Source organism: Microbacterium sp. NRRL B-14842 (assembly GCF_050470785.1).
This window is the reverse complement of record NZ_JBFLUM010000036.1, coordinates 1-26,525: the sequence shown is the minus strand read 5'-3', so window position 1 is coordinate 26,525 and position 26,525 is coordinate 1. Positions and strand designations below refer to the sequence as shown.

Genomic DNA, 26,525 nt, shown 5'->3' with positions numbered 1-26,525 from the left:
CAGCTGCACCCGCCGCGGCGAGCGCGGTCGGAGCATTGCTGGCGAGCTTCATCGGCATGCTCATCGCACCACAACCTGCACGTGCCCTCGGTCGCGGTGACGACGGCGGCGATCGTCCCGCTCGTCCCCCGGCGTCGCGGTCTTCCAGGGCCTGCTCGAGGTCGTGCACGCGGCGGGCACCTCCACCGGGATGCTGACCGTGGGCGGATCGCTCATCGACGCCGCCGTGATCGGCATCGCCCTCGCCTCCGGCGCCTCCCTCGGGCTCTACCTCGGAACGCCGGTGCGGGCGACTCTCGCCGGGGTGGCGAAGACCAGGGCGCGCGTGCGCCGCTGACCCGACGGCGTCATCCCGTCGAGGAGTCGGCGGCGAGGTCGAGCACCCACTCGTTGACCGTGAGCTCGGCCCCGCGGAAGTCCTCCGTGATCGTTCCCCGGCGAGTGAACCGCCGCGACGACACACGGCGTTCGACGCGGGGTTGTCGACCGCGGGGAACGCGAGCAGGAGCCGCCCGTCCCCCCACTCGACCACGGAGCACGTCGACGAGCAGAGCGAGAGCGCGGGCGGCCACCCGCCGGCCCTGCGCGGCAGGCAGCACGAACCAGCGTCTCCCACGCGGGCTCGTCCTGCCATGTGATCCGCCACGCGCCGATCGAGCCGAGAGGCTGCCCCTCGTCGTCGATGATCGCGACATCAGGGCCTCGCCGTCTGCGACGAGACGCAGGTACCTCTCGTGACGCGCCTGCACCTCCGCCGCGCTCTCCGGCCCGTTGAGGTGCACCGTCATCTCCGGGGTGTTCGCCGCCCGCAGGAGAGGGAGATCGTCGGCCGACCAGGGCCGGAGGCTCAGTGTGTCCACGCGCGCAGCCTTGCACGCCCCACCGACACCGGAGACGACGATGCGCCCGCCGCGGGCGGATCCACGGCGGGCGCATCAGTGGGCGGTCAGTGGCCGCCGAGGTCCCTGACCAGCTCGGCCTCGTCCTCCTTGGACAGCGAGGTCTGCACGACGGTGCCGTTGTACGGGGCGAGCGCCTCGGCGAACTTGTCCTCCGTGAGCTTGAGGGCGTAGATGACGACGGCCGACTTGCGGCCGTCACGGTGGCCTTGACCCGGTCGCGGACTCGGCGTCGATGCCGGTCTTGTCGAGACCGGAGAACAGGGCCCCGAGCAGGCCGCCGAACACCAGGCCGGCGACCGGGATGAAGAACAGGATGCCGATCAGCGCGCCGAACAGGGCACCAGACGCGACGCCCAGGCCGATCCTGCTCCCGGCGCCCGGGTACTCCACCTTCGTCTTGCCTTCCCCGTCGACCTTCCACGAGCGCGAGGCCCGCGAGCTCGACGACGAGGTCGGTCCTGCAGGGCCTGGACGCGGTTGTAGGCGCCCTCCGCGTCGCTCTCGGTGTCATAGGAGATGACGATCAGTTCAGCCATGGTTTCCTGCTTTCGGTTGCGGTCGGAGATGCTCTCCACGCGCGCAGAGGCACCGGTCTTCGCCACCGACCCTAGGCGCGCCCCTGGGGACACGACAGAGCGGCGAGCGATGTTCACCCTGGTGACTCCGCGCGGCGATGTCCGTGGCCTGGCCTACGGTCGCTGTCGTGCCCGAGTCCGTGCAGCAGTGGTGGGCGAGACGGCAGGTTCTCGCGCGGACTCGACGTGCCTTACGCGGTCGGGACGTACCGGGCGGCGTGGGCGGCTTACCCCGAGCTCATCCGGCAAGTACCACCCGGAGCTCAACCACGGCATCGTGCTCTCGCAGATCCCGCTGGCCGCCGATGTCCTGCTCTGCTGGGAGTGCGCCGTCGGGCACCTGTTCGCGGCGACGCCGACCGAGCAGCGCGAGCGTCCGGGGCGGGTCCGACGGCGCTCGTCCTGGTGTCCGGAGTGCGCGGCGCTGGCGCGGCCGCAGCCGGTGATCCTCGGAGAGGCGCGTGCGCTCCCCGCCCGTCCGAAGAAGCCGTCACCGGCGCTCTGCACCAAGACTCCTGCGCTGCCGACGGGAACCGCGTTCCTGAGCGCATGCGCTCCGAAGCCGGCCTCGGCGGCGGAGGGGAAGCTCCGGCAGGCACTGGCCGAACGGCTGGTGTTCCCCGACGAGCTCAACGCGATCAAGTCGGCGGCCCTTCTTCCGGCATACGGAGGTGTGGGCCAGACATCCTCAGCTCCCGCAGCTGCGCATCGCGGTCGAGTACGACCACGGTCGGCCGGCACGGGCTGGAGCACGTCGGCAAGCGGGAGGAGACGGACCGCCGGAAGGACCGCGCGGTCCGCGGCGCCGGATGGGAGGTCGTCCGGCTGCGCATGGGGAAGCTGGAGCCCTGGGCCCGTTCGACCTTCCTCTCGCCTCCGTGGGCACCGCCGGGATCACCCGGCTCATCGACCGGCTCCGCGACATCCGCGGCGCCCTGATGGTCGACGCCTATCTGCGCTGAACCGCTTATCCCCTGCTCGAGGATCGACGCAACCCCCGTGCCGGAGGGTGCCGACGACGACAAGATGTCCTCATGAACTCGTCTCCCTACGCCGGCCAGCAGCTCCTCACCTCTGACGACGTCGCGAGACGCCTCCTCACCCTCGCGGCCGCGATCGCCAGCGAGGGCGAGTCCGAAGCGGTGGAGATCCCGATCCTCCTGGACGGGGAGAAGGACTGGGCCGATCTGCTCGTGGGTGTCGGCAACGATGTGCTCGTGAGCCCCCACCACACCGCGGACCCCGAACCCGACTTCGCCGACGGAGGTCGACGAGCTGCGCGCGCATCGCCACTTCCCGAAGACCACGGCGATTCGTCATCGCGCGGAGACATCGACATCCCCGCACTCTCCGACTTCGACATGGGCACGGGTCTCTGACCGCACCGCCGTGCGCGCGTCCCGGCGACGCGGATCTGCCTGCCGCACCCCGTCGAGGAGGGCGATCCCGTGGTCGGCCGCCGCGATCAGCCCGGCGTCGTGCGTGACGCAGATCACGGTCGTTCCGCACTCGGCCTCCTCGCGCAGCACGGCCCGGATCCGCTGGACCGATTCCGCATCCAGAGCGGTCGTCGCTCGTCCAGCAGGAGACCGCCCCGCCTGCCGCCAGCCCCTGAGCCAGCAGCACCCGCTGCTGCTGGCCACCGGAGAGCTCCGCGAACGGACGACGCCTGAGAGCCTGCACGGCCGTGCGTTCATCGCCGCCTCGACCGCGTGGCGCGCACGCTGATCCCGCCGCCGGAAGGCGCCGAGGCCCCCCACGTACCCACCTCCACGACATCTCGCGCCGTGAGCGGCAGGCCGGGAGGCACCACGGCGCGCTGCGGCACGAAGGCGATCCGGCCCGTCACGCTCCGCTGCCCTCGCGTCGGTGAACGCACGCCGGCGACGACCTCGAGAAGGGTCGACTTCCGGCGCCGTTCGGGCCGGAGACGGCGACGACCTCTCCGACTCCGATCGACAGGGTGAGGTCGCGCAGCGCATCGCGCTCCCCGAACCGCACGGAGACACCGTCCAGGCACACGGAGGGGTCGGTGGTCGATGAGAGCGTCGTCATATCTCCAGTTTATGAATTTGATAATCATTCTCAACTACGCATAGGCTCGCGTTCCGTGACCTCCCCTCGTTCTCCGCCCTCCTCACCCCGTTCACGCTCGAGTTCTTCCAGCGCGGGCTCCTCGGCGGCGCGCTCGTCGCGGTCCTCTGCGGGGTCGTCGGCACCTGGGTCGTCGTCCGAGGGATGGCGTTCCTCGGTGAGGCACTGGCCCACGGGATGCTGCCCGGTGTCGCGCTGGCGACAGTGCTCGGGGCTCCCGTCCTCGTGGGCGGAGCGCTCAGCGCCGTCGCGATGAGCATCGGCATCGGCGCCCTGCAACGACGCGCCCGGCTCTCCTACGACACGAGCATCGGTCTGCTGTTCGTCGCGATGCTGGCTCTGGGCGTCATCATCATCTCCCACTCGGGGAGCTTCGCCACGGACGCGACGGCCATCCTGTTCGGCGACATCCTCGCCATCACCCGCGCCGATCTCCTCCTGCTCGCCGCAGCCGCGGCACTGGGAGTGATCGCCGCCACCCTCTGCCACCGACCGTTCGTCGCGCTGGCCCTCGACACCCGGATCGCGACGGTGCTCGGGCTCCGTCCGCGGTGGGCCCAGGCGGCCCTGGTCGGGCTGGTGACCCTCGCGGTCGTGGCGTCGTACCAGGCGGTCGGCTCGCTGCTCGTCGTCGGTCTGCTCCTCGCTCCGGCGGTCGCCGCCGCACAGTGGACGTCGCGGCTGCCCACGCGCATGGTCCTGGCCTCCGCGTTCGGGGTCGCCGCCGTCCTCGTCGGGCTCCTCGCGTCCTGGTACGCGGCCACCGCGGCCGGAGCGTCCGTCGCCGCCGCCGCGATCGCGCTCGCCGGCCTCTCCTGGGCGGTGCGGGCCGCCGTGCGCACACGGCATCCGTTCGCCGACCGGGCCGCCCATCCCGACCCTGCTCCCGCCTCCTGACCCGTCTCCGAAAGGTTCTCGTGCGCTCCCGCCTCCTGCCCCTCATCACTCTCGCCGCCCTCTCCCTCGCCCTCACCTCCTGCGCCGGTCCCGCGGCGCAGAGCCCGGCCGCGCCCTCGACTCCCGCGGACGGGCACGGCGCGATCGCCGGAGCGGAAGAGGTCGCCGAACCGCAGCTCGGCCTCACGACCGTCGACGACGCGGGTCGGGTGACCCACCTCGACCTCCTGGATGAGAGCGTCACCGACATCGGTGCGGTCGCCGCCCCCGAGGGCATGGCCACCGACGGCCGGTACCTCTTCGCGGACACCGGCGACGGCGTCGAGGTCGTCGACAGCGGCGTCTGGACGTGGGACCACGTCGACCATTTCCACTACTACCGGGCGGAGCCCGCGCTGCTCGGCACGGTCGAGGGCGACGGCACGGCAACGGTCGCGACGACGAACAGCTCGACCACCGGCGGCACGGGGATCTCCTTCTCCGGATCCGGTGACGCGGTCCTCCTCGACACGGAGGCCCTGTCGAAGGGGGAGATCCGTGAGCTGTTCCGCATCGAGCGCACTCCCCACGAGGGTCTGGTGGTACCGGTCGGGTCGTTCGCCCTCGTGACCGAGGACGATGGTGAGGCGGGCGGATCCGTCGTCGGCCACACGGCACACGGCGAGCGCACCGGGCTCCGGGAGAGCTGCGTCGCGCCGAGCGGCACGATCACGACCAGGGTCGGAGCGGTGATCGGCTGCGCCGACGGCGCCCTGCTGGCTCAGGTCGAGGACGGCGCCGTCGTCGTCGACCGCATCCCGTACCCGGAGGACGCGCCGGCCGGAGCCGTGACGTCCTTCCACAACCGTGAGGGGCGCCCCACGGTCGCCGGCCTCGCCGGGCCCACCGACATCCGCATCCTCGACACCCGGGCCCGGGCCTGGACCCTCCTCACCGCTCCGGCCCCACTCGTGCAGGTGACAGCCGTCGGCGATGAGGACGACACCCTGCTCGCCCTCGCGGAGGGACGGCCGTGTGCTCGTGCTCAGCGCGCTCGACGGGCGGTGCGAGCGGAGACGGCGCCGCTGGTGGCGGAGTCGGCGGCGGGGGGAGCCACCCCGGTCCTCATCGCCGACCAGCACCGTGCCTACCTCAGCGGCCCGGCGGAGCACCGGCTGTTCGAGATCGACTACGCCGACGGCGCCCGCGTCGCGAGGACCTTCGACACGACCGACGCCCCGGCCTTCGTCGCCGAGACGGGGCGCTGACATGCGCCTCCTCCGCGTTCTCACCGCCACGGCGCTCGCCGCGTGCGCCGCTGCCACCCTGACCTCCTGCGCCACCCCTGTGGACACGCGACCGGTGGTCGTCGTCTCGACGAACATCCTGGGCGACGTGGTCGGCGAGATCGTCGGCGGTCAGGCTCGCATCGTCACCCTCATGAAGCCGAACGCGGACCCGCACTCGTTCGAGATCTCGGCGCATGAGGCCGCCACGCTCCGGGACGCCGACCTCCTCGTCTCCAACGGGCTCGGGCTCGAGGAGGGCCTGCAGCAGCATCTCGACGCGGCCGTCGCCGCGGAGGTGCCGTCCTTCGTCGCCGGCGACGCGATCGAGGTGCTGGACTACCGCGACGGCGACGCCGCGGGAATGCCCGATGCGCACTTCTGGACCGACCCCGCGCGCATGATCGACGTCGTCGATGCCCTGGAGCCCGCCCTGGCCGCGCTCGACGGGATCGACGCCGACACCCTCGCCGCGGACGTCACCGACTACCGCGAGGAGCTCACGACGCTCGACGCCGAGATGACCGCCGCATTCGCCCGGATCCCGGACGAACGCCGCGCGCTCGTGACCAACCATCACGTCTTCGGCTACCTCGCCGACCGCTTCGATTTCGAGGTCGTCGGCGCCGTGATCCCGGGCGGAACCACGCTCGCTGCCCCCTCGGCCTCCGACCTCGCCGACCTCGTGGGCGCCGTGGAGGACACGGGCGTGCCCGCCGTCTTCGCGGAGTCCTCCTCCCCCGACCGCCTCGTCCAGGCGCTCGCCGAGGAGGCCGACGTCCACGTCGAGGTGATCGAGCTGTTCACCGAGTCGCTCACCGCGGAAGACGGCGGCGCCCCGGGCTACCTGACCATGATGCGCGTCAACACCGAGCGCATCGCCTCCGGTCTCACCCGTTGAGACCACCCTCACAAGAAAGAAGCACCGCATGAAGACACTCCCCCTGCGCCGGGCGCTGGCCGGGGCCGTCGCCCTCGGCGCCGCCGTGACGCTCGCCGCCTGCTCGACCAGCCCCGGGTCCGGCTCCGCCGGAAGCGATGCCCCGGAGTCGGACCCCGGCCCCCGGGTGGCCATCTCGTACGAGGGCGGCATCCTCGTCCTCGACGGGGAGACCCTCGACACCGTCGCCGACTTCGATTCGGAGCCGTTCACCCGCCTGAACCCGGCGGGCGACGGTCGCCACGTCATGGTGACGATGAGCGAGGGCTTCCAGGTACTCGACACCGGAGCCGGGTCGACCGATGACGCGGCGCTGACCGACACGGTGTTCGCGGCCGACACCCCCGGCCACGTGGTCCGTCACGGTGGCAAGACCATCCTCTACGCCGACGGCACGAGCGACACCACGATCTTCGACACCGCCGCCCTCGGCGACGACGGCCTCCCGGAAGTGGAGACCATCGACGGCGTCGAGGCGCACCACGGCGTCTCGGTGCTGCTGGAGGACGGCACGTTCCTCACCACGGTGGGCGATGCGGACGGTCGCAGCGGCATCGTGGTGCGCGATGCGGAGGGCACGGAGATCGCGGCGTCCGATCAGTGCCCCGGCGTCCACGGCGAAGGCACGGCGTCCGACGAGGTCGTCGTCTTCGGCTGCGAGGACGGCGCGCTCGTCTACAAGGACGGCGAGATCACCAAGCTCGCCGCCCCGGACCAGCCGTACGGCCGCATGGGCAACGCCTACGTGAGCGAGACGAGCCCGATCGTAGTGGGCGACTACAAGAACGATCCCGACGCCGAGGGGTACCTGCTCGACGCCGTCACGCTCATCGACACGGCGGCGATGACGTCCGAGGTCGTGTCCCTGCCGGAGGGAGCGGAGTACACCTTCCGCGACGTCGTGCGGGGGCCGGACGACCTGGCCTACATCCTCGGCGCCGACGGTGCCATCCATGTGCTCGACCCCGTGACCGGGGAGATCACCGACTCCTACCCCGTCATCGAGGCGTGGGAAGGGCCGGCCGAGTGGCAGGACCCGCACCCCGCCATCGTCGTCGCCGGTGACATCGCCTACGTGACCGAGCCCGCCGCGGACAGCGTGCACGCGGTGAACCTCACCACGGGCGAGGTGCTCGCGAGCACCGAGCTGGAGGTCACCCCGAACGAGATCGCGCCGGCGGCCGGCTGAGCCTCGGCGCTGCGGGTCCGTCCCGTTCCGGGGCGGACCCGCAGCATCGTGTCCCGTGCACGTTCCCGGCACGACCAGACGCGGAACCCTCAGGGCAGCAGGGTGAATCCCGACTCGTAGCTCGTGGCGCCGAGCGCGGCGAGGACGATCTGGAGGAACCCCATCGCCTCGAGCTCCCGAGCACGGGACAACGGACCGACGTCGACGGCGCGGAGCCCCGCATCCTCGATCAGCGACGCGACGGCGATCTTCGCCTCCGCGTAGTCACCGGCGAAGAGGACCGTCGTCCGCGTGGTGCCGTTGGTGCCGGTGACCAGGGTGTCGCCGAGGTTGACGTTGAACGCCTTGACGACCGCTGCCCCCTCGGGGAGCATCCGCGCGAGTTCCGCGGCACTCGACGAATCGGACGGGACGGTCAGTTCGTCGTAGGTCGTGAAGTCGATGGGGTTGCTGATATCGATCACGACCTTGTCGCGCAGGCGCTCGCGATAGTGGTCGAGGATGCTCGGGTACGCCGCAGAGGGGACTGCGAGCACCACCAGGTCACCCGTGAGGTCGTCGCCGAGCGCGGCATACGTGACGTCGGGGCGGTCGCCGGAGGAACTGGCGGTGCTCCGACGGACGATCTGGATACCCGCGCCGGCGCGCGCGGCGACGTCCGCGATCGCCGCGCTCATCCTCCCGCTGCCGATGATGCTGATCGAGGTCATGCGTACTGCTCCTTCCGGAAGCGGGCCAGCGCCCTCTCGGCGACCTTCCTCGCGTCGTAGTCGAAGACCGCGCTCCGGCGGAAGTCGCGCCCGACGCGCAGGTCGGTGTCGCGCTTCCGCCGGTCCGCGAACTCGTGCTGCGCGTCGAACATCCACCCCGCCCGCCGTGAGCCGTGCTGCAGGATCGCGGTCCGCTGCATGCGGACCGAGGTGTAGCGCCGGAACGCCTCCGGGATGTCGGCGACCGTGTCGGCGGCCTTCAGGAACACGGCGAGCGCCATGCTGTCCTCGATCGCCTGGTTCACGCCCTGGCCCTGGTGCGGCAGCATCGTGTGTGCGGCGTCGCCGAGCAGGGTCACCGCTCCGTGGGACCAGTTGCGGAGCGGCTCGTGGTCGAAGAGCCCCCACCAGAACGTCTTCTCGATCGCTCCCAGGAAGCGCTGGAGCCGGGTGTCCCACATCTCGCCGGCGAACTCGGCACGGAGCTCGCTCACGTCGGCGGGGCCCGACCAGGGGCCGTGGAGCGGGCGGTCGCTGGGCACCCCGGCGACGAAGTTGAACAGGGTGCGCTGTTGCAGCGGGTAGCACATGAAGTGCCGCTGATCCCCCATCCACACCTGGCTGATCCGCGGCCAGTCCGCGGGCAGGTGGGAGGCGTCGACGACGCCCCGGTAGACGATGTAGCCGGAGTACACGGGCTCCGGATCGGGCACGATGCTGCGGCGCACCACGGAGTGGATGCCGTCCGCCCCGATGACCGCGTCGAAGAGGTCGGTCACCCCGTTCTCGAAGGTGACGCGGACGCCGGACTCCTCCGTGCGCAGGGAGGCCAGGCGGTGCCCGAGGCGGATGCTCTCCCCGTCGACCTCGCGCGCCAGGACCTCGATGAGATCCGGGCGGTACATCCCGATGTTCCGGTACTGCTTCGCGGAGTCCTCCCACGCCGCGTCGGTGACGAGCGCCCCACTCGCATCCAGGTAGACGCCGTGCCCGTCGGGGGTCGCCCCGGCCCGTCGCACCTGGTCGAGCACACCGAGGGCGTCCAGCACGCGCTGCGCGTTCGGGGCGACGGTCACGCCTGCTCCCACCTCGCCGAGCGCCGTCGCCTGCTCGAACACGGTGACCTGGACACCGGCGATCCGGGTGAGGGCGATCGCGGCCGTGAGCCCGCCCATCCCCCCGCCGATCACGGCGATCCTCGTCCTGCTGTCTACCATTGCCTCTCCTTCATCGAATGACGCACGAACAGGCGTCCTCTCACTTCGCGGCCAGCGCGGGCGCAGCCGGGCGCGACCGGAACATCGTGGCTCCCGTGGCCTGCTCGGCCTCGTGGTCCGGTCCCAGCGGAATCCCCGATCGATCCCGCAGACACAGCGTCGCGATGCCGCCGAGGAGCGAGGCCACCAGGAGGTAGGCCGACACGGCCACGGTCGTACCGGTCCTGTCGAGCAGCAACTGGGCGATCATCGGTGCGAACGCACCACCCAGCACCGCGCCGATCGCGTAGGTGATCGAGACGCCCGAGAAGCGGATCGAGGCGGGGAAGATCTCCGAGTACCAGGCGGCCAGCGGTCCGTAGGTGAGGCCCAGTCCGGTCGAGATGAGGACGAGCGCGGTGTACAGCCCCGGCAGACCTCCGTGGTCGACGAGCCAGAACACGGGGAAGACGACGAGAGCCTGCAGGGCGAAACCGATCAGGAAGGTGCTCCGCCGCCCGATCACGTCGGAGAGGTACCCGGCGAGGAGCGTCGAGAAGAACCAGACGACGGCGGCCACCGACGCGGCGACGAGCACCGCCGTGGTGTCGAGGCTCTGCACGTTGATCGCATAGCTGTTGAGGAAGCCACCCGTCGTCATGTACCCGAGCGTGCCGTTGCCCGCGAACACGAGGGCGGCCAGGAGCACCAGATACCAGTGGCGCCGGAACAGGGTCACGATCGGCGCCTGGGACTGCCGTCCGCGGCGTGCGATCTCCGCGAAGACGGGGCTCTCCGACACGGAGCGCCGGATGACGAACCCGACGGCGATGAGCACGACGCTCACCAGGAACGGCACGCGCCAGCCCCACTCCAGGTACGCGGCACCCGGGGTGATGACGCCGGTCATGAGGGCCGTCACTCCGGAGGCGAGGAGGAAGCCGAGGGGCACCCCGAGCTGGGGCCACGACCCCGCGCGCCCTCGACGGTCGGCCGGGGCATGCTCGACGGCCATCAGCACCGCGCCTCCCCACTCACCGCCGGCCGAGAGACCCTGGAGGATCCGGAGCAGCAGGAGGAGGATCGGCGCGGCGATCCCGATCTGGGCGTACGTCGGCAACAGACCGATGAGGGTGGTGGCCGCTCCCATCAGCACGAGGGTGAGGACGAGCATCGTGCGCCGCCCCAGGACGTCGCCGAAGTGCCCGGCCAGGAAGGCGCCGAGCGGACGGAAGAGGAAGGAGATGCCGACCGTGGCGAAGGAGAGCAGCAGGCCGATCTCCTTGCCGGCGGGTTGGAAGAAGAGCTGTGCGAAGACGAGCCCGGCGCTCGTCGCGTAGATGAAGAAGTCGTACCACTCGATGGTCGTGCCGATGATCGTCGCGAAGGCGATGCGGCGCTGCGAGCTGGCGTTGCCTGATGCGGAAGAGGAGGTCATGGTCGTCCCTAACGTCGTTGTCCCCCTCGCGAGCGAGGGGATCGGGATGTGTCCCTCTCATCGTGAGGGCGGGGGACTCTGTACGTAAATCGCACTTCTTCGTGGTTATAGTTCAGGTGAGCGGAAGAAGAATCGAGGGGGGCCGTCATGTCCGACGTGAGCATGAGGCAGCTCGAGCTGTTCGCCGCCCTGCCCAACTTCCCGACCCTCAGCGCCGCGGCAGCTCATCTGCACATCTCGGAATCGGCGCTGTCCCAGGCGGTGACGAGCCTGGAGCGGGCGGTCGGCGCCCAGCTCTGCGTGCGACGGAAGGCACGCGGCCTCACTCTGACGCCGACCGGTCAGCAGTTCGCCAAGCAGGCCCGTCGGATCGTCGCGGATGCTCAGGAGCTCGTCCTCGACGCGCGCCGCGGCACCGAGCTGCGCGGCCCGGTCACGCTCGGGTGCTACGCCAGCTTCGCGACCAGCGTGGTTCCGGAGCTGCTCGAAGGCTTCCCGAAGCGCCATCCGGGCGTGCAGCTCGAGATCATGATCGGCACGAACGAGGAACTCCTCGCGGCACTCGACGCGGGAGACCTCGATGTGGCGCTCGTGTACAACGTGTCCCTGCCCGCCGGATACCGTCGTCGGCGGATCTATGCCACCGAGCTCGAGGTCCACCTGCCGCCCGCGCACCCGCTGGCCGATGCGGCGACCCTGGACCTGCCGGACCTCGCCGACGAGCCCTACATCCAGTACGACGCCAGCCCGGGGACGCGCAACGTCATCGATGCCTTCACCGCGCGCGGACTCGAGCCCCGGATCGAGGCCCGCGTCAGCCAGCTCGCCCTCGTCGAAGCCCTCGTGGGCCGAGGCCTGGGCTACGGCCTCCTCATGTCCCGCCCCAACACCCTACCCGTGAGCAGCGAGGGACGCCCGGTCGTGATCCGCCCCCTGGACCCCCCGGTGACGGTCTCCCACGTCGTGGGGATCTGGCCGGCGGACATGACCCTGACGTCGCGTGCCGATGCCCTCCTCGACTTCGCGGTGGAGAAGCTCGGCGACTACGGACGCGCGGACGTGCGGACACCTGTTCCCTGATCCGTTCCTCGCCGTCGGCGACGGCGGGTCGCGATCAGCACGGCCCCGAGGAGCACGAGCAGACCACCGGCGCCTGCCATCACGACCGTCGCCGGCGCGAGCCCTGTCGTGGCCAGGTCGGAGGCCGCCCCGCCTTCCGACCCGGTCGCCGGGCCGGGGCCTCCGTCCGTTCCGGGATCCGGGTTCTCCGGTTCCGGTTCGGGTTCGGGCTCGGGCCCCGGGTCGTAGACGTTCGTGACCGTGCACACGGTGTCCATCCCGGCCGTGACCTCGACGACGTCGCCCTCCAGCGCTCCCCCGGTGCACGCCCAGCCGTCGCTGCGGTAGTCCGCTGTGGGCGCCCCCGCGACCGCCCGCTCCGAGAGCCGGAACGCACCGGCGCCGAGCGGAGCGAGGGTCACTGCGGTCTCTCCGGACGCCCCCTCGATGCGCGGACGCGGGAACTGCCCGCCGCCGATGGCGCGCAGGGTCCAGTCCGTGGCGTCGGCGGGCCCGGTCGGCGCCCCGGGGCCGACCCCGACGATGGCCTTCCGAAGCGTCAGGGTTCCGCCGACGAACGTGTTGGTCGCGGTGCAGATCGCGTCCTCCCCGAACCCCAGCGTCGCCGTGGTCCCGTCCCAGGCGGTGCCCGTGCAGGACCACTCGCCCTCGTAGCCGCTCGGGCCGTCCTCGGAGAAGATGTAGTCGCCCGGCGGAAGCTGCATGTCGGTGACGAACTCCGAGCCGCTGGGACCGGAGAGAGCCGCATTGCCCGGACCGCGGGCCTTCAGCTCGAAGTCCGCAGGCACGGCTCGGCCGCGCTCGCCGTTCACCACCTGCTTGACCAGCGTGAGGCTGGGCGTGATCGATGCGTTGGTGAGGATGCACACCACGTCCTTGGACGGAGGAACCTGGACGACATCCCCGGACACGGACCCGCCCGAGCAGTTCCACCCGAGAGGGTCGTAGCCGGAAGGGCCTCCCGTCTCGCCGAGGGTCCACGCGCCGGGGGCGACCGCCGCCTGCGTGACAGCCGGGGAGTTGGCGGGCCCCGACACCGTGGCGGCGCCGTCGGTCGCGGTCAGCGTCCAGGCCGAGGGCAGGGCCGGCGTGCCGAAGGCGGAGGCGACCTGCTTGCGCAGCGTCAGGGTCGACTCGGTCCATCGATTCGTGACGGTGCAGATCACACTCTCCAACGGCACGACCTCCACGGTGTCGCCCGTGCCGACCGGAGTGCCCTCGTCATCGACGCACGACCAGCCCTCGCTCGTATAGGAGCCCGCCTCCGGAGCGGTACTGGCCTCCGACAGGGTGAAGGTCCCCGGTGCCACCGCCGCGAAGCTGACCTTGCCCGAGCCGGAGGCGCCGCTGATGACGGTGTCGGCCGATCTCGCGGTGAGCTCCCAGTCCTGCGCGGTGAGCGGGCCGCCGCCCGCGTTCACGACGTTCTTCACCAGGGTGAGCTGGCCGACCTCGAGGGTGTTCGTGACCGTGCATGTCACGTCCGCTCCGGCGCCGACCGTCACGGTGTCGGTCGCCAGGGCGCCGCCCGTGCACGACCACGGGCCGGCCGCATACCCGGCGGGGCCATCCGCCTCGGCGAGCGCGTAGTCGCCGACCGGCACCGGGACGCGGGAGACGGCAGCGGATCCGGAGGCACCGGTGACCGTTTCCGGTCCTGCAGCCGTCAGGGTCCAGTCGGACGGCGGTTGGTCGCTGCCCACCACGTTCTTGACGAGGGTGAGCCAGCCGCCCGCGAAGGTGTTGGTGATGCGGCAGGTGATGTCGGAGCTTTCGCGCACGAAGAGGAGGCCGCCGTCGATGCCGCCGTCGCTCGTGGCGTCGACGCAGGTCCACGCGCCTCCGCTGTATCCGGCAGGGCCGCTCTCGGCGAGCGTGTAGGCGCCGGGGTCGATGGAGGCGTGGTCGACGGCGTCCGAGCCGGAGGGACCGGAGATCCGCTCGGGTCCGCTCGCGCTCAGCACGAAGTCCGACGGGGCGGCCAACGGGTATCCGGTGGCCGCCGGGTCGACGACCTCCTTGACGAGCGTCAGGTGGGGCAGATCCCCGGTGTTCGTGATCTGACAGGTCACCGCACCGCCGAGCGTCATCTCGAACTGGTCTCCGGTCACGGGGACCTCGGTGACCTCTCCGGTCGTCAGATCCCGCCGCTCGCACGTCCATGGCCCCGGCACGTAGCTCCCCGGTCCGCCGAACTCGCTCAACGTGTAGACGCCGATCCGGGCGGGCTGGTTCTGCACTTCGGCCGAGCCTCCCACCCCCTCGATGGTCGACGGTCCCTGGGCCCGCAGCGTCCACTCCGACGGGGCCGCGCCGCCGCCCTGCACGTTCTTGACGAGCGTGAGTCTGCCCTGGATGGCGTTGTTCTGCACCGTGCACGTCATCGACTGGTTCGCGGTGATCGTGATCGTGCGTTCCGGCTCCGTCGTCATGTCGCCGTCGCAGTTCCAGGCGAAGAAGGCGTAACCGGCCACGCCGCCGGTCTCGAAGATGCGGTAGGTGCCCGGCGGGACGAGGCGCGACTGCATGCCGTTGAGGCCGTCGCCGGTGAAGGTCTCCCCCGTGGCCACGTTGACGGCGTGCATCGTCCACAGGGTCCGATCCCCCAGACTGGCCCCCGTGTCGAGGTTCTCGATCGCCTTGAAGAGCGAGAGCCGGGCAGTGGGCTCGGCCGCGACGGCGGGGAGTGCGCCGCCGAAACCGACCACGGCGGCCAGCAGCACGCCCAGAACGCCGAATCGGACTCTTCTCATGATCGAACGGCCCCGCCTCGGGTGCGGATCCCACCCGTCACCTCACCGTAGGGGCGAGGACCTCGTCAGGGCAAGGGTTGCCGACGGATGGGGAGGGGTGGGCTACGGTCGCCTCATGGCCGAGCCGTTCTTCACCATCGGGCACTCCACCCGCACGATCGATGAGTTCCTCGCGTTGGTGCAGGAGAGCCGTGTGGAGAGCGTCGTGGACGTGCGCCGCCTCCCCGGTTCGAAGCGGCATCCGCAGTTCGACCAGGACGCACTCGCGTCCTCCCTCCGCACCGCCGGGATCGCCTACCACCGTGCAGAGGGGCTGACGGGTCGCCGCCCCGTGAGCAGGGACGTTCCCTTCGAGACCAACGCGTGGTGGCAGAACCGCAGCTTCCACAACTACGCCGATCACGCCCTCTCCGCGGATTTCGGGCAGGCCCTGGACGAGCTCCGCGCCGAGGGCCACGAGCGGCGCGTCACGGTGATGTGCTCGGAGAGCGTGTGGTGGCGGTGCCATCGACGGATCATCGCCGACCACCTCCTCGCGCGGGACGAAGTCGTCCGCCACATCCTCGGTCCCGGGCACGTCGATCCGGCCGAGCTCAGCGCCGGCGCGGTCGTCCGCGCGGACGGGACGGTCACCTACCCGGCCGCATGACCGCACGCCGGCACAGCATCCCCCTCGTCTCGTCTTCGCGCAACCCCGTGCCGGAACACCTCTTCTCCTCATAGGACTGGATCGCGGGAGCAGTGCTCGCGCCGACGCCGAGGAGGAGCCATGTCGAAGGCAGCCACAGGACGAAGCGGATCCGCGTCCGCTCCATCGCCAGAGCACGACGAGAAGCCGGACAGCCCGACCGATCTGCAGAAGCGGTCGTGGAAGTACGTCCTGGTCAAGAGCGTCCGGGAGTTCTCCGCCGATCAGTGCATGGACGGCGCCGCGGCCCTCACGTACTACGCGGTGCTCTCGATCTTCCCCGCCATGATCGCCGTCTTCTCGCTGCTCGGCGTGTTCGGCCAGGGCGGGGCCGCCGCCGACGCCGTGCTCGGCATCATCGGCGACGTGGCACCGCCGGAGACCGCGGAAGCTCTCCGCGGTCCCATCGAGCAGATCTCCCAGGCTCCCGGCGCCGGCATCGCGCTCGTGACCGGGATCCTCCTCGCGCTGTGGTCGGCCTCGGGCTATGTCGGGGCGTTCAGCCGGGTGATGAACCGCATCTACGAGATCGAGGAGGGGCGGCCGTTCTGGAAGCTGCGCCCCATGCAGCTGCTCGTCACGCTCATCACCGTCGTCTCGCTGACCATCGTCGCCATCGTGCTCGTGCTCTCCGGAGATGTGGTGTCGGCGCTGGGCGACGCGATCGGCGCCGGCGAGGGCGTGCAGCTCGCGTGGAGCATCGCCAAGTGGCCGCTGCTGCTGTTCGTCGTCGTCTTCCTCGTCGCGATGCTCTACTACGCGACCCCGAACGCCAAGCAGCCCAAGTTCCGGTGGATCAGCATGGGTGCCCTCGTGGCGATCGTCGTGCTGGCCGTCGCCACCCTCGGCTTCGTGCTCTACGTCACCACCTTCTCCAACTACGAGCGCACCTACGGATCGATGGCGGGCGTCATCGTGTTCCTGCTGTGGCTGTGGATCGCGAACCTCGCCCTGCTGTTCGGCGCGGAGTTCGACGCGGAGCTGGAACGCGGCCGCCAGCTTCAGGCCGGGATCGCCGCCGAGCGCGACATCCAGCTCCCCGCACGCGACACCCGTCAGAGCGACAAGCGGGCGGAGAAGGAGCGGAAGGACATCGAGGAGGGACGGCGCATCCGCGTCGAGAACGACGACGACGGGTCGGAGCCGGAAGGCCGGACGACCAGAGGACGATGACCCGGTCGGGCTATGGTGAGAGCCATGCCCTTCGCGTCGCCTGTGCGGCGCGTTTTTCCTACCCCAGAGGAGCGAACGAAGCGATGTGCAGGCCTGGTCGTCGCGCGCCGATGCGCAGGATGAGCACCGGAAGACCACTTCTCCGCGAGATCGGGATCATCGGAGGGTGGCTCGCGATCGCGGCAGCGCTCGCCGGCTGCACGGCAATCCCCGCCGACGTCGACGGCACCCTCGACAAGGCCCGCGACGGCCAGATCCGGGTCGGGATCACGCACAACCCGCCGTGGACGGACACGACCGATCCGTCGGACCCGGCCGGGGTTGAAGTGCGCCTCGTGGAGGAGTTCGCCGAGACGCTGGACGCGACCGTCGTCTGGACCGTCGACAGCGAGGCGAACCTGGCCGAGCGGTTGCACGACCATGCCCTCGACCTGGCCGTCGGTGGGTTCACCGACGACACCCCCTGGGTCGAGAAGGCGGCGATGACCGTCCCATTCGACGACGCGACGACCGCGGGCGAGACGAAGAAGCACGTGATGCTCACCGTTCTGGGGGAGAACCGGTTCCTCACCACCCTGGAGACCTTCCTGCTCGAACGAGGAGACGCGCGATGAGGGCTCATCCCGACCTTCCGCCCGCGCAGCAGGACACCCTGCGTCGAGCGATCCGCTACGAGTGGTTCACGCTCGCGTTCCTCGCGGTGGCGATCACCGGCGTCTACCTCGTCATGGGCAGCTCGCAGGCGATGAAGGCCGCGTGGATCGAGGACCTGCTCTCCCTCGCCCCGCCGATCGCCTTCCTCGTCGCCGTCCGCATCATCGCGAAGCCGCCGACCGTCAAATACCCGTACGGGTTCTTCCGCTCCGTCGGTGTGGCCCACCTCGTCGCCGGCGTCGCCCTGTTCGCGATGGGCGCGTTCCTCCTGGTCGATTCCGTCATCGGGCTGGTGAGCGGCGACCGGCCTCCGATCGGGTCGGTCCAGGTGTTCGGACACGTGATCTGGTCGGGCTGGCTGATGATGGGCATGATGGCGCTGACCATTCCGCTGCCGATCTACTTCGGGCGTGTGAAGATGCGCCTGGCCAAGGATCTGCACAACAAGGTCCTCTATGCCGATGCGGACATGAACAAGGCCGACTGGATGACCGCGGCCGGCTCGATCGTCGGGGTCGGCGGGATCGGGCTCGGGCTGTGGTGGGCGGACGCCGCCGCCGCGACCTTCATCGCGGGGAGCATCCTCTGGGACGGGTGGCGCAACACCCGCGCGGCGATCACCGACCTCATGGACACCAGGGCGACGACCTTCGACGACGAGAAGCCGCACCCCGACTCCCACGCCGTGCTGGACCACCTCCGCGCCCTGCCCTGGGTCCGCGACGTCGCGGTGCGGACGAGGGATCAAGGCCAGTTCTTCCACGTCGAAGCGTTCATCGTGCCCGTCGACGATGCCCTGCCCTCCCTGGCCGACCTCGACCGCGCGCGCCAGGAGTGCCACGAGCTGGACTGGAAGCTCGTCGACGTCGTCCTCGTGCTCGTGCCCGAACTCGCCGACCATCTGACGCGGCGGGAGGACGAGGACGAGGCATCGTCAGCGCAGGTTCGCCCGTCGCCGCACCCGTAGCAGGGCACCCGCGAGCAGGAGACCGAGCCCGGCCACCGTCAGCGCGCCCGTCATCGGCGTCGGCCCGGAGGCGGCGAGCCCTTCGCCCTCACCGCCGCCTCCGCCGCCTTCCTCGCCGCCGCCGTTGCTCGGCGACTCGACGGGGTCGTAGGTGTTCGTCACGGTCACCGCCACCGGGGTGGTCGCAGCGGCGTCCACCGTCACGGTCGCCGGTTCGATGGTCTGCGCGGCGAGCGTGACCGCGTCGTTGGCGCCGTCCGCGGACTCGCTGACCGTGCAGGTCGCGCCATCCGGCAGCCCGGAGAAGACGACGGGGTCGGCGGCCGTCGCTCCGGCGGGGATCGTGGCGGAGACGACGACGCCGGGTGCCGGGGCGGGCGTGCAGGCCAGGTCGATCGTGATGGCGCCCTGAAGTCCCGCGCCGTCACCTGTGATGATCTTCTGCACGGTGATCTCGCCGGAGGCGTAGGGCGTCGCCCGGACCCCGGCGCGGACCGGGAGCGTCGTCGTCTGCGCGAGGACCAGCTTCTGCGCTGCGGGTCTGTCCGAGGACTCCGGGTCGTAGAGATAGACCGTGCCCTGCGTCAGGGGCACCTGCGCCGTGATCCGGAAGCCGTTCACGGGTGCCGCGGGTCCGGTCCAGCGCGCCCAGAGCTGCGCACCGGACGCGACGGCGGTGCCGACGGGAACGGGCTGGGTTCCGGCCTGATCGAGGAAGACCTCGACGCCCGCGGCGGCGTCGAGCGTGCCGCTGGCGGTGCCCGAGACGGTGAACGGTCCCACGATCGAGCCGTCTTCCGGGATCGTCGTCGTGCCGGGCTCGATGCCGAGCGTCGGCACCGACGGCTCCGGGAGACCTCCGCTGTCCAGCGCATCCTGGACGACAGCGGCCGTGGCGTTCCGGATGGTCGCGGTGGTGCCGGTGGCCAGGACGAATCCGTCACTGAAGTACCAGATCGCGCTCTGCACGGCCGCCACCTGCTGGGCGAGGGTGAGCCCGGAGATCGGGTTGCTCGTGTCGAACGGGAAGTAGTTGGTGAGGATGTAGTTGATGTAGTCGAGGTTGGGCACATTGGACTCGTCCCACTCGCCGATGTTGTAGCCCGCCCCGACGCCGGTCTCGGTACTGAAATCGATGCAGTACGCCGAAGCCGTCGCCCCCGAGACGGGATCGGCGATGGTGATCAGCTGGGGGCTCACGGCCTCCACCGAGGCCCCGGTCGCCGGATAGGGGCCGGGCGTGGGCCCCAGCGTCGTCAGCTCGCCGGTCACGTTCGTCGGGTACTGCGAGCCGGTGATGGTGACCTGCGTGAAGAAGCCGGCCCGCGGAAGCACCGGATCGGGATCCCACAGAGCCGATGCCGACGTGGCTCCGAAGAGCACCATCGCCGCGGCGATGGCCGTCGCCAGAAGAGCCCCTGCCGTGCGCGTACGCGATCGCGTCGTCTCGGTGTGCATGGTGTCCCTCGATCTCGCCGATGATCCGAGTGACGGGTTCCCCGACCTGCGACAGCCCGCCGTTGGTCACCGACGATAGGCACAAGCTCCTCCGGCGAAAAGGGGGTGAGCGATGTTCACCCGGGTGAGTCCGGGTGACCTGTCGCGCAAGCGAGCGCCTCCTCGCGCAGCGGAGCGCCCGCCGGGGGAGGGAGTTGGGTGGCAGGCGCTCCGTCGGCCGCAGCGCGACCGGCAAGGCCCCCCGAGTCGATCGGTGCAGCACGTTCAGGATGAACCATGCGTACGGCCCGCGCAACGGGTGTGTCCGTCAGTGTCCGTGCGCGAGCTGCTGGACGAGCACGACGATGCCGCCGAGCCCGACGAGGATCCCCAGGGCGATGAGCTGCTGCCATCCGCTCACTCCCGTCCGGCGGACGGCGACGTATCCGATGAGTCCGAGGATCGCGACGTAGACGATCGACGCGATGGTCAGCGCCGTCCGCAGCTCGATCCATCCGAGCACGGCGACGAGGAGGACGAGCAGTGGCATCGCCGCCGATCCCAGCGCTGTACCGGTGAGCCGCAGCACATCCCGCAGCTCGGACCCTCGGGGGAAGCTGCCGTGCGCCGCAAGATGGGCGACCAGATCGGCGGCGAAGCCCGCGAGGGCGATGGCGACGATGCCGACGAGCAGAGTCACCGTGGCCTGCAGGGCGCTGGTGTGCTCCACGTTGGAGTTCTGCACGAGCACGATGGCGAGGCCCGTGAAGGTGGCGTACACCCGCTCCTTAATTGCGGCGCGGTCGTGCTCGGGCCGAGCGGCATCGGAGTCCGGCGTGCTCATGGGCGGGATGCTATCAAGACAGCCCTGCAGACCGAAGCGCATCGTCGAGCACCTTCGCGGCGGTCGGGATCGTGGGCCGGCCGTCCTCGATCTCCCAGAGCGTGTTCTGGAGGAGCCGCGCGCTCGTCCAGCGGGCCGCGCATGCGCGGTCGAGGTGGAGCATGTCGGAGAGGATGTCGAACCGACGACGCACGATGCGTGCCGCATCGGCGGTACGCGGGTCCCGGCTCCATCCACTGTCCAGAGCCGGCCACAGATCGAAGCCCGCGTCGCCGATGAGCGGCTCGGGGTCGATCGCCAGCCACGGCTCGCGCTCCGCGCCGAGGACATTGCCGAAGTGCAGGTCCCAGTGCAGAAACCGGCTGCCGGGCATCGCAGCGACGTCCGCGACGAGGTGCAGCCACCGGTCGAATCGTCGTCGGTCCTCGCCCGACAGCAGCACCGCCGCTCCCGTCGCATCGTTCAGCATCTGCGACACCACCGCCTCCAGGCGCGGAAGACCTGGCGGCGGGTCGACGCGGTGCAGGCGTTCGAGAAGGGAACCGACGACGCGCGTGGCATCGTCGTCCTCCATCGCCTCGAGGCTGCGCTCGGCATCGAGACGTTCGAGGAGCATCGCGCCTTGATCGGGGGCACTCGCGAGGAGCCGGACGATGGCTCGCCCGTCCCACCGCCCCAGCCCGACGACCGCCGCGTCGAACTCCGGCCCCGGCTGCTGCACCTTCACCACGGCGATGAGACCGTCCGGCCGCCGGACCGGGACGACGATCCCCGCTTCTCCGGACCGGAGGGGCCCGTCCGGAGAGAGACTCCACCTGTCCAGGACCTCCGCGGCGCGCGCATGCAGCGCTTCCTCGTGCGCCACGTCAGTTCAGGCGCGCGGACAGCTCCGCCGTGATCCGCGAGACCTGGGTCCGCGCCTCCGCCAATCGCCCGACCTCCTCGTCGAGCCCGGACCGCATGGACGGCGAGGCGCCGTGTGCGCGAGCGAGCTGCAGGTTAGCGCGGAGGTTCAGGGAGGCACCCGAGAGGCCGGCCTCCAGGGCCTCCGTCGCGACGGCGAGGTCCACGGCGAGGTGCGGGTTGCCGTGCGACGCGAGGGTGCGCGCCTCCGCGACCAGGGTGATGCCGATGCGGCCGAGGCGCGCGACGGACGCAGCGGCGTCGAGGGCGGCGTTCCGCACCCTCTCCTCCCGTGCCGGGGCCTCCGGTGCCAGTGCGAGCGCGGCACCGAAGCCCGCCGACACCACGCCGTCCGCCTCGACGGCCTGCAGGAGCTCCGCGCGCACGGGGTCGAGGCGGCCGGTGCTCTCGGCGACGGCAGGATCCTCGCGGGTGTATCCGGCGACCATGCCCATCAGTGCCGCGGCCAGGCCGAGCATGACCCCCGACGCCGCACCTCCGCCAGGCGAACCGGTGGGCTGACTGAGCGCGTCGAGCCAGGCGTCCATCGGACGGGACGTCGGGATGTCTGCAGAATCCGTCATGCCGGTCAGACTATCCGTGGGAAGGATGCAGTATGACGGCGGATCAGCGAGCGGTCCTCCGTGATCGGGTGCCGCGTCTCCCACGACTCCGGATGCAAGCGTCTCTACGATGGACTCGTGCAGCTCGTCGACGCCCTCTCCGTCGTCGGCGAGGTGCTGTCCTGGATCGGCCTCGGCATCGGCGTGCCGCTCCTCATCGTGGCGATGCTGATCCACCTCGTCGAGGGGCAGTGGGTTCCGGTCGAGATCGCCGTGATCGATCGGGACGGCCGCCGCACCGCTCGCTGGTTCGCGGGCGGCGACTTCCACGAGAGACCGCTGCGCCGCAGCGAGCCCACGGCCACCACCGATGGATGGCTCGACGGGTTCCACAGCTCGAACGACCCGGCCCGCATCCGGATCGGTGAGCCGCCGCATCTGCGCCGGGTCCTGCGGACTGTCGGGGTCGTCTTCGCCGCGGTCGGTGCCGTCGGCCTGATGGTGTCGTTCCTCCCGCTGGTCCTCTGACGTCGCGCGCGGAAGCCTCACGCCGTCGACGGTCGCTGCGAGGATGACCGGCGGAACGATTCCAGCGCCGTGCGATACGTGGCGGCGTCGTTCCGTACCGCATCGGTGACCAGGAGGGCGCGAGGTCCGATCTGCCGGACGTACACCCCGCGGCACGGCAGCGTCACCACCTTCCCGAGGCCCCGACGCCAGGCGTCGGCGAGCGTTGCCACGTCCCCGTGTTCAGGGCTGTCCGCGAGTGTCGTGCGGTTCGTCGCGAGGTGCGCGTCGGAGCCACGCCGCTCCCATTCGCGGTACGCCGCGTCGTCGAAGACATCGTCTCCGAACTCATCCCGCGCCGTGGGGCCGACGAGCTGGCCGAGCAGCGTCTCCCGCTCATCCGGACCCATCGTCGGATCGAGGGCGCGGTCGAACAACGTCCGATCCGGCTCCGTCGCGGCGTGCGCGACAGCCTTGTCCCAGATCCGGGGCCAGACCTCCGCCCAGTGATCACGGGTCTGCGCTCCCACGGGCCGCTCCGCCTCCGCTGGCCGGTCGACCAGGAGCGGCGGGAGCGCGTCGTCGACGGGGACCAGCCCGTGCGCCTCCCGGACCCAGAGCAGTTCGAGCAGGGCGTGAGGGCGATCGTCGACGGTGATGATCATGTCGTGCGGCCACGGGTCCCCCGGTATCGGGGTCATCGATCGCATGCGCCCTCCGCTCCCCTCGTCGACTGACCGCCGCCGCGGAGCACCGGGCCGACGACCCCTCGCAACGCGCTGACGTCCTCGTCATGTTCGGTGTTCATCGGCCCCCCTCCCCCGGCTCGCCCCTCATCTTCGCATCCTCCGATCGCGAGGAGCCGTGGTCACCGAGAACGACGCTTTCGTCGCGCGATCAGGCTGTGGCTAGGATCGCCCCGTGAGCCAGATCATCCCGTCACCTCGTCGCCGAGCCTTCGGATGTGGGGTCGCGGCCACCGTCGTGGCGCTCGTCGGGATCCTGCCGACCGCGATCGTCTTCGTCCTGGCGGGGACGGCGGACCCGAACTACGGATGGCTGTTGTTCCTCACGCTGCCGCTCGCGGTCCTCTTCGGTGGCACCGCCCTCATCCTCGGCGTCATCGGGCTCGTCTTCGCCCGTGCCGACCGCGTCGGCTACGCGTGGCCGGTCGCGGGAACCGTGCTGGGGGCCGTGTCGGTCCTTCCCGCCGCCGCGTTCCTCATGGGTGGCTGAGCCGCCGCGAGCCGGGTGTCAACCAGCCCCAACAACCCTCGCCCTCACTGCTTCCTGAAAGAGAGCCCTCGTGCGCCGGAACCCGCCCGCCAACAGACTGATGCTCGCGATGGCTGTGGCCCTGGCGGCGTTCTTCGTCTGGGGGACACTCGTGCGTCCCCTGGTCGAGGGCGAGCCGCCTGTGGCGACATCGCTGGTATTCGCGACGGGGGTACTGCTCGCGGGTCTGATCATCTGGATCGTGCTCGGACGCATCCAACGACTGCAGCGCACCCAGCGGCGAGCACTGCGGGAGCGCGAGCCGCAGGCGCGAGCCTTCGGCTCCTACGCGCTCAACGGTGTTGCAGCCTACCTGTCACGTGCGATCCCCCTCCTCGCACTCGGCCCCGCCCCCCGCGGCCTGTTGACGGCGAGCCCCACGGGCGTCATCGACCCTTCGGGGTTCCGGGTGGTCCGCGGCGGGGACCGTCTCCTCACCGCATACAGCGTGCCGCGGGATCGGATCCAGGGCGTGACGAGAGGTGCCATCCAGGAGGGCGCCTTCCTCTACCCGACCCTCGAGATCGTGGTCTCGCAGGGAGCGGGACAGGCCACGATCCCGGTCCCGGTGACCAGGGACGACGCGCCGCTTCGCCGGGAGTCACCGGACGGCATGGACCGTTTGATCTCTGACGCGGCACGCATCTGGGGCGTTCCGGTGCTCGGCGACGGCGCCTGACGCGAGCGACTCCGCGACCGGAATCGACGCGCGAGCGCGGGCCGGTAGAGTACGGGAAACAGGGGGGAACATTTTGTCTGACGAGTCCATGGCGCAACGGCGCGACTACAACCCCGGACCGCGAGTGGGGATCACCTTCTCCACCTTCGACTTGCTGCACGCAGGGCACATCATGATGCTCGCCGAGGCGAAGCGGCAGTGCGACTACCTCATCGTCGGCCTGCAGATGGATCCGACCCTGGACCGCCCGGAGAAGAACGCGCCGACGCAGACGGTCGTGGAGCGCTACATCCAGCTTCGCGGCTGTCAGCACGTGGATGAGATCGTGCCGTACTCGACGGAGCAGGACCTCGAGGACATCCTTCGGTCCTTCAAGCTCGATGTGCGCATCGTCGGGGATGAGTACCGCGATCGGGACTTCACCGGCCGCGCGTACTGCGAGGAGAGTGGCATCGAGCTCTACTTCAACAGCCGAGACCATCGGTTCTCCAGCTCGGGCCTCCGGAGGATCGTCGCGGAGAAGGAAGCGGAGCGCGCCGCGGGTCACTGACCCGCGTTCTGCCTGTGGCGACCTCCGGTCATCGAACTCCGCGAAGAACAGGTGACGGATGCGCACATCGACAGCGTGGGGGTTGATCGCAGCGATGACCGCGGTCTCGCTCGTCGCCCTCGGCGTCGTCATGACCTACCGCTTCGCGACTCCGCTCGTCGATCCTGCCCCGCCGACGCCGGACTACGGGGTCCAAGCGCTCGTCGCCGGCGTGACGATGGCGGCAGTGGTGGTGGGTGGCCTCGGCGCGGGCGTGTACGCGACGAAACGCCAGGTCGCCCGAGGTCGCGTCGTCGGTTGGACGGCCGCCGCGATGCTCGCGGGCACCGTCCTGGGAGCGGTTCTGGCCTTCGTCCTGAGCGCACGCTGAGGTTCGGGCTCCCGCGATCTCTGCCGGAACACGAAGGATGCCCCTGCGTCTTATCTCACGCCCGCCTCACGAGATCACGGTGCCTGAACCCGCACGTCGCGAGCGACCCCATCAAGCTGCGCCGCCGCGTCGAGGAACCGCCGAACAGTGCGTCGCCCCGAACCTGGTGCGGCGCCACACGGCGTGGCGCCGCACCACGGACTCAGAAGTCCCAGTCGTCGTCTTCCGTGGCCTCGGCCTTGCCGATGCCGTAGCCCAGGTTCATCCAAGGTGAGCGAAGAGGACATCGACCTCGTGAAGATCCTCGCGGTCGCTGTTCGACCACTCACGACGGTCGAAGTCGTCGTCCGGGTCGGGCTCCCATACTTCATTCAACCGCTCCCGGACTCTCTCTTGCACGTCCACAAATTCGACCGGGAAAGACTCGAGTACGCTCTGCAAAGCGTGGAGCAATTCAAAATCCGAATCGTACCCGTCCCTGTCGGGATCATCGAGGGCCCATTCGATGCTCTCGACAAGCATGGCTTCGAGATGTGACTCCACCCCAGACTCGCATTCGCGCTCAAACTCGTGAGCCGCTGAGATGTCGTGCATCCCAATCTCATCATCGACCATACTCGGCGAACTTCCGTGGCGAGAATCTCCGCCTCACTCGCAGTCAGCAACGGCTCAAGCGCCCAGTACGCCCGAATACGCGCGTCAACATCTGACTCCTCACGCATGAAATCATGCGTGAGCTTCAGTATGTCGGTTGTCGCGCTAACCCGACCCCTGTGAGCATGATCATCCAGAACGCCCATGCCCATGGCAACGAGCCGTAGACCGTCTAGTCCTCGAGACCGCCTCAGAATCGGCACGAAGAACTCATCGACTGCT

Annotated in this window: 30 protein-coding genes and 2 pseudogenes; 18 read left to right on the top strand and 14 right to left on the bottom strand. The window is 70.3% G+C overall.

Annotation, left to right across the window (positions count from 1 at the left end; genetic code table 11):
- Positions 1 to 163 precede the first annotated feature (163 nt).
- Positions 164 to 337, top strand: coding sequence for a hypothetical protein (locus AB1285_RS20410; protein ID WP_429977773.1), 174 nt, complete (start codon positions 164 to 166; stop codon positions 335 to 337).
- Between the two features lie 10 nt (positions 338 to 347).
- Here AB1285_RS20410 and AB1285_RS20405 read toward each other — a convergent pair whose 3' ends face one another.
- From AB1285_RS20405 to AB1285_RS20395, 3 genes and pseudogenes are all read right to left on the bottom strand, one after another.
- On the bottom strand, positions 348 to 860 hold the full coding sequence (locus AB1285_RS20405) for a hypothetical protein (RefSeq protein WP_429977772.1): 513 nt from the start codon (positions 858 to 860) through the stop codon (positions 348 to 350).
- Positions 861 to 946: 86 nt separating this feature from the next.
- Positions 947 to 1,078 (bottom strand): annotated as a pseudogene (locus tag AB1285_RS20400) (DUF1269 domain-containing protein); the annotation flags it as partial.
- A 19-nt stretch (positions 1,079 to 1,097) separates the two neighbouring features.
- Entirely contained in the window at positions 1,098 to 1,292 is a 195-nt protein-coding gene (locus AB1285_RS20395) for a DUF1269 domain-containing protein (RefSeq protein ID WP_429977771.1), read from the bottom strand.
- 994 nt (positions 1,293 to 2,286) lie between these two features.
- On the opposite strand from AB1285_RS20395, the gene AB1285_RS20390 reads away from it, so the two are divergent.
- From AB1285_RS20390 to AB1285_RS20380, 3 genes are all read left to right on the top strand, one after another.
- Positions 2,287 to 2,439 (top strand): hypothetical protein, encoded by a 153-nt coding sequence (locus AB1285_RS20390; RefSeq protein ID WP_429977770.1) that lies wholly within the window; start codon positions 2,287 to 2,289, stop codon positions 2,437 to 2,439.
- 72 nt (positions 2,440 to 2,511) lie between these two features.
- Positions 2,512 to 2,856: a hypothetical protein gene (locus tag AB1285_RS20385; RefSeq protein WP_429977769.1), complete on the top strand. Its 345-nt coding sequence runs from the start codon at positions 2,512 to 2,514 to the stop codon at positions 2,854 to 2,856.
- A gap of 103 nt (positions 2,857 to 2,959) precedes the next feature.
- Complete coding sequence (locus tag AB1285_RS20380) at positions 2,960 to 3,205, top strand: hypothetical protein (protein ID WP_429977768.1); 246 nt, start codon at positions 2,960 to 2,962, stop codon at positions 3,203 to 3,205.
- A gap of 117 nt (positions 3,206 to 3,322) precedes the next feature.
- Here the strand turns inward: AB1285_RS20380 and AB1285_RS20375 are convergent, their stop codons facing one another.
- Positions 3,323 to 3,532 (bottom strand): hypothetical protein, encoded by a 210-nt coding sequence (locus AB1285_RS20375; RefSeq protein ID WP_429977767.1) that lies wholly within the window; start codon positions 3,530 to 3,532, stop codon positions 3,323 to 3,325.
- Between the two features lie 78 nt (positions 3,533 to 3,610).
- On the opposite strand from AB1285_RS20375, the pseudogene aztB reads away from it, so the two are divergent.
- The 4 genes and pseudogenes from aztB to aztD form a co-directional block, all read left to right on the top strand.
- Positions 3,611 to 4,468: pseudogene (aztB, locus tag AB1285_RS20370) on the top strand (zinc ABC transporter permease AztB); the annotation flags it as partial.
- Positions 4,469 to 4,488: 20 nt separating this feature from the next.
- A complete protein-coding gene (locus tag AB1285_RS20365) occupies positions 4,489 to 5,715 on the top strand; it encodes an ABC transporter (RefSeq protein WP_429977766.1) in 1,227 nt (408 codons plus the stop codon).
- 1 nt (position 5,716) lies between these two features.
- Positions 5,717 to 6,634, top strand: coding sequence for a zinc ABC transporter substrate-binding protein AztC (aztC, locus tag AB1285_RS20360; protein ID WP_370428590.1), 918 nt, complete (start codon positions 5,717 to 5,719; stop codon positions 6,632 to 6,634).
- Between the two features lie 28 nt (positions 6,635 to 6,662).
- Positions 6,663 to 7,862, top strand: a complete 1,200-nt coding sequence (aztD, locus tag AB1285_RS20355; protein WP_370428589.1) for a zinc metallochaperone AztD — start codon at positions 6,663 to 6,665, stop codon at positions 7,860 to 7,862.
- 89 nt (positions 7,863 to 7,951) lie between these two features.
- On the opposite strand, the gene AB1285_RS20350 is transcribed toward aztD, so the two are convergent.
- Genes AB1285_RS20350 through AB1285_RS20340 form a run of 3 tightly spaced genes read right to left on the bottom strand, consistent with a single transcriptional unit; the run spans position 7,952 to position 11,206 of the window.
- Positions 7,952 to 8,572 (bottom strand): NADPH-dependent F420 reductase, encoded by a 621-nt coding sequence (locus tag AB1285_RS20350; protein WP_187662390.1) that lies wholly within the window; start codon positions 8,570 to 8,572, stop codon positions 7,952 to 7,954.
- Positions 8,569 to 9,789, bottom strand: a complete 1,221-nt coding sequence (locus AB1285_RS20345; RefSeq protein WP_187662391.1) for an FAD-dependent monooxygenase — start codon at positions 9,787 to 9,789, stop codon at positions 8,569 to 8,571. The genes AB1285_RS20350 and AB1285_RS20345 overlap by 4 nt, the downstream gene beginning before the upstream one ends.
- A 40-nt stretch (positions 9,790 to 9,829) precedes the next feature.
- Positions 9,830 to 11,206 (bottom strand): MFS transporter, encoded by a 1,377-nt coding sequence (locus AB1285_RS20340; protein WP_187662392.1) that lies wholly within the window; start codon positions 11,204 to 11,206, stop codon positions 9,830 to 9,832.
- A gap of 147 nt (positions 11,207 to 11,353) precedes the next feature.
- Here AB1285_RS20340 and AB1285_RS20335 point away from each other — a divergent pair, with 147 nt between their 5' ends.
- Positions 11,354 to 12,286, top strand: a complete 933-nt coding sequence (locus tag AB1285_RS20335) for a LysR family transcriptional regulator (RefSeq protein ID WP_259954035.1) — start codon at positions 11,354 to 11,356, stop codon at positions 12,284 to 12,286.
- Here AB1285_RS20335 and AB1285_RS20330 read toward each other — a convergent pair.
- Entirely contained in the window at positions 12,250 to 15,039 is a 2,790-nt protein-coding gene (locus AB1285_RS20330) for a hypothetical protein (RefSeq protein WP_370428588.1), read from the bottom strand. The genes AB1285_RS20335 and AB1285_RS20330 overlap by 37 nt on opposite strands.
- Positions 15,040 to 15,154: 115 nt before the next feature.
- On the opposite strand from AB1285_RS20330, the gene AB1285_RS20325 reads away from it, so the two are divergent.
- From AB1285_RS20325 to AB1285_RS20310, 4 genes are all read left to right on the top strand, one after another.
- The gene (locus AB1285_RS20325) at positions 15,155 to 15,688 is read left to right on the top strand and encodes a DUF488 family protein (protein ID WP_370428587.1); all 534 of its coding nucleotides are present in this window, start codon (positions 15,155 to 15,157) and stop codon (positions 15,686 to 15,688) included.
- Between the two features lie 120 nt (positions 15,689 to 15,808).
- The gene (locus AB1285_RS20320) at positions 15,809 to 16,900 is read left to right on the top strand and encodes a YihY/virulence factor BrkB family protein (RefSeq protein ID WP_187662396.1); all 1,092 of its coding nucleotides are present in this window, start codon (positions 15,809 to 15,811) and stop codon (positions 16,898 to 16,900) included.
- 119 nt (positions 16,901 to 17,019) lie between these two features.
- Entirely contained in the window at positions 17,020 to 17,514 is a 495-nt protein-coding gene (locus AB1285_RS20315) for a transporter substrate-binding domain-containing protein (protein WP_187662397.1), read from the top strand.
- On the top strand, positions 17,511 to 18,521 hold the full coding sequence (locus tag AB1285_RS20310) for a cation transporter (RefSeq protein WP_370428586.1): 1,011 nt from the start codon (positions 17,511 to 17,513) through the stop codon (positions 18,519 to 18,521). The genes AB1285_RS20315 and AB1285_RS20310 overlap by 4 nt, the downstream gene beginning before the upstream one ends.
- Here the strand turns inward: AB1285_RS20310 and AB1285_RS20305 are convergent.
- The 4 genes from AB1285_RS20305 to AB1285_RS20290 all read right to left on the bottom strand — a co-directional run bounded on the left by AB1285_RS20305 (position 18,489) and on the right by AB1285_RS20290 (position 22,289).
- The gene (locus tag AB1285_RS20305; RefSeq protein ID WP_370428585.1) at positions 18,489 to 19,979 is read right to left on the bottom strand and encodes a thioester domain-containing protein; all 1,491 of its coding nucleotides are present in this window, start codon (positions 19,977 to 19,979) and stop codon (positions 18,489 to 18,491) included. The genes AB1285_RS20310 and AB1285_RS20305 overlap by 33 nt on opposite strands.
- Before the next feature lie 307 nt (positions 19,980 to 20,286).
- Complete coding sequence (locus AB1285_RS20300; protein ID WP_280568104.1) at positions 20,287 to 20,802, bottom strand: hypothetical protein; 516 nt, start codon at positions 20,800 to 20,802, stop codon at positions 20,287 to 20,289.
- A gap of 13 nt (positions 20,803 to 20,815) precedes the next feature.
- Entirely contained in the window at positions 20,816 to 21,667 is an 852-nt protein-coding gene (locus AB1285_RS20295; protein WP_280568102.1) for an aminoglycoside phosphotransferase family protein, read from the bottom strand.
- Position 21,668: 1 nt separating this feature from the next.
- The gene (locus AB1285_RS20290) at positions 21,669 to 22,289 is read right to left on the bottom strand and encodes a cyclodeaminase/cyclohydrolase family protein (RefSeq protein ID WP_370428584.1); all 621 of its coding nucleotides are present in this window, start codon (positions 22,287 to 22,289) and stop codon (positions 21,669 to 21,671) included.
- A 117-nt stretch (positions 22,290 to 22,406) separates the two neighbouring features.
- Here AB1285_RS20290 and AB1285_RS20285 point away from each other — a divergent pair, with 117 nt between their 5' ends.
- Positions 22,407 to 22,796 carry a hypothetical protein gene (locus tag AB1285_RS20285; RefSeq protein ID WP_370428583.1) on the top strand — a complete coding sequence of 130 codons (390 nt, stop codon included), beginning with the start codon at positions 22,407 to 22,409 and terminating at the stop codon, positions 22,794 to 22,796.
- A gap of 17 nt (positions 22,797 to 22,813) precedes the next feature.
- On the opposite strand, the gene AB1285_RS20280 is transcribed toward AB1285_RS20285, so the two are convergent.
- Positions 22,814 to 23,485, bottom strand: a complete 672-nt coding sequence (locus tag AB1285_RS20280) for a hypothetical protein (protein WP_370428582.1) — start codon at positions 23,483 to 23,485, stop codon at positions 22,814 to 22,816.
- Between the two features lie 211 nt (positions 23,486 to 23,696).
- Between AB1285_RS20280 and AB1285_RS20275 the strand changes: the two genes are divergently transcribed.
- The 4 genes from AB1285_RS20275 (at position 23,697) to AB1285_RS20260 (ending at position 25,649) form a co-directional block, all read left to right on the top strand.
- Positions 23,697 to 24,011 (top strand): hypothetical protein, encoded by a 315-nt coding sequence (locus AB1285_RS20275; protein ID WP_370428581.1) that lies wholly within the window; start codon positions 23,697 to 23,699, stop codon positions 24,009 to 24,011.
- A 100-nt stretch (positions 24,012 to 24,111) separates the two neighbouring features.
- Positions 24,112 to 24,729, top strand: a complete 618-nt coding sequence (locus tag AB1285_RS20270; protein WP_429977414.1) for a hypothetical protein — start codon at positions 24,112 to 24,114, stop codon at positions 24,727 to 24,729.
- An 88-nt stretch (positions 24,730 to 24,817) separates the two neighbouring features.
- Positions 24,818 to 25,279 carry an adenylyltransferase/cytidyltransferase family protein gene (locus AB1285_RS20265; protein WP_268776581.1) on the top strand — a complete coding sequence of 154 codons (462 nt, stop codon included), beginning with the start codon at positions 24,818 to 24,820 and terminating at the stop codon, positions 25,277 to 25,279.
- Between the two features lie 94 nt (positions 25,280 to 25,373).
- On the top strand, positions 25,374 to 25,649 hold the full coding sequence (locus AB1285_RS20260) for a hypothetical protein (protein ID WP_259954065.1): 276 nt from the start codon (positions 25,374 to 25,376) through the stop codon (positions 25,647 to 25,649).
- A gap of 261 nt (positions 25,650 to 25,910) precedes the next feature.
- Here the strand turns inward: AB1285_RS20260 and AB1285_RS20255 are convergent, their stop codons facing one another.
- Positions 25,911 to 26,243 carry a hypothetical protein gene (locus AB1285_RS20255; protein WP_429977765.1) on the bottom strand — a complete coding sequence of 111 codons (333 nt, stop codon included), beginning with the start codon at positions 26,241 to 26,243 and terminating at the stop codon, positions 25,911 to 25,913.
- Positions 26,244 to 26,525 lie beyond the last annotated feature (282 nt).